The sequence below is a fragment of the Sphingomonas sp. Leaf30 genome, assembly GCF_001422525.1.
Lineage (GTDB): Bacteria > Pseudomonadota > Alphaproteobacteria > Sphingomonadales > Sphingomonadaceae > Sphingomonas > Sphingomonas aerolata.
On the sequence record NZ_LMKZ01000022.1, the window covers coordinates 1 to 1,597 of the forward strand.

General features: G+C 57.2%; 3 protein-coding genes. 1 reads left to right on the top strand and 2 read right to left on the bottom strand.

Translation table 11 applies throughout. The features are described 5' to 3' along the window. Positions 1-95 precede the first annotated feature (95 nt). Positions 96-647, top strand: coding sequence for a hypothetical protein (locus ASE89_RS20625; RefSeq protein WP_156363576.1), 552 nt, complete (start codon positions 96-98; stop codon positions 645-647). A gap of 98 nt (positions 648-745) precedes the next feature. Here the strand turns inward: ASE89_RS20625 and ASE89_RS20630 are convergent, their stop codons facing one another. Together ASE89_RS20630 and ASE89_RS20930 are read right to left on the bottom strand one after the other, a co-directional pair. After that, positions 746-898 (bottom strand): hypothetical protein, encoded by a 153-nt coding sequence (locus ASE89_RS20630; protein WP_156363577.1) that lies wholly within the window; start codon positions 896-898, stop codon positions 746-748. Between the two features lie 451 nt (positions 899-1,349). Continuing rightward, positions 1,350-1,597, bottom strand: a 248-nt coding sequence (locus tag ASE89_RS20930) for a hypothetical protein (protein WP_056681116.1), incomplete at its 5' end; no start/stop codon positions are given.

The window sequence follows — 1,597 nt, forward strand, 5'->3', positions numbered from 1 at the left end:
AGTCTCCTCACGGAGCCTGAATCAGATCGCGCCTTTAACATCAATGGGTCCTGACCCTAGGATTTGCGCTTGGCGAACTGAGGAATCAGCACGGCTTGATTGATTTCATCGTGTCATCAAAAGCTTACACCGGCGCATTGAAATTCTTCCTGTTTTTCTGGGCCGGTACTCAGTACCGAAATGAGATTCTCGCTCGCGTGCCGAAATCAGTAGTGCATGCTACCTTATTAGCTGTCGCGTTCGCAACGTGCGTCACGATATTATGGCACTCAGACCAAGCGGCTGTTGATGCCTTCGTTTCGGTCCCAGCCACTGCGGCAGGTGTCCTGTTGCTACTTGCATTAGCAAAGGTGACGCACCGATCACTTCCTTGGGGCGCTGCTAAGTTGCGCTCAATGGGGGCGCGGACTGTGCCGCTTTATGTGACGCAGCTGCCTGTGTTGATGCTCCTCGTACTTCCGCTAAAAGGGGTTGATTCATTTACCCCGCCCGTAGCTAGCCTCGTCCATCTCCCATTGGCTTGGATCGCCATATTGTCGGCCGCCCTCATCAGTCGTTTCGCGGACGCACTCAATCTGTCATGGCTCTTTACTGTGCCGGCATGGGTAAAGTTTCGCGATGCTCGAACGACTCCTGTGGCCACATGACTTCCGGTTTGGCGACTTAAATGTAAGGCGTTTGCCACGCCGGGTAGCGCGGCTAAACCAGTGGATCGCGCCCGGCTCTTTGGAACCGGGCGCTCTACTTACATCTTGTCGTAAAAGCCCGCGTGCAGCTTCGCCAAGGTGGCGTTGAACGTGCCGCCATTGGCGTCCGCATCCTTCGCACGATCGCGGCCGTACTCGGTCTTACCCTTGGCAGAGAGCTTCTTATAGCGTGCGTTCTCGGTCTTGCTCATGGTCGTTCTTCCTATTTTGATGGTCCAAGTCGACAATGGTATAGAGGCCCGCGAAGCACTTAGCTCCGAGGATCCCTATAAGCCTCCCGATGACTTGATTATCGGGGGATGCGTGAAACGAGAGGGTCGGGCGGCCGCTGCGGCGCCATAGCTTCCGGAATTTCGTCAGAAGTGGCGCGAGTAGCTGCGGTTGCTCGACGGTTAAGAAGTTGATGTACCAGCCGCTCTCAGCGGCATCCCACGCGATCTGCGCGACGGGCGTCGGCCCCTGCCATGCTATCAGGCAGGGGCCGGACTGGCGAAACTCGGTGCACCCAGCCATGGGCATCACCTCCTTTCATTTTAAATTATTCGATCACTTGGCAGAGGTGGGGCGCTGCTAAATTGCTAGCGCCCCGTCAGTCGGAGGTGACGACGAGCAGCGCGTCGCTGTTCGCGCGCGGGGTCTCGATCACCAGAACTTCTGCAGTGCCTTCGTATGCGGATTACCCGCCTCGACCTTGTGGCGATATTCCGCTTTCACCTTGCCCGCCATCCAGAACCAGCTTCCGATCAGCACGTCCTCGTTGGCCTTGGCGAAAGCAAAGTAGTCAGCCGTCAGCGCGGCACCGTCCTTGCCTACCCCTTTATAAGCCGGAAGCGGACCGCTTGGCGCGATACCGCCGCCAATCTCGCTCATGACGACCTTGGCTCCGATCC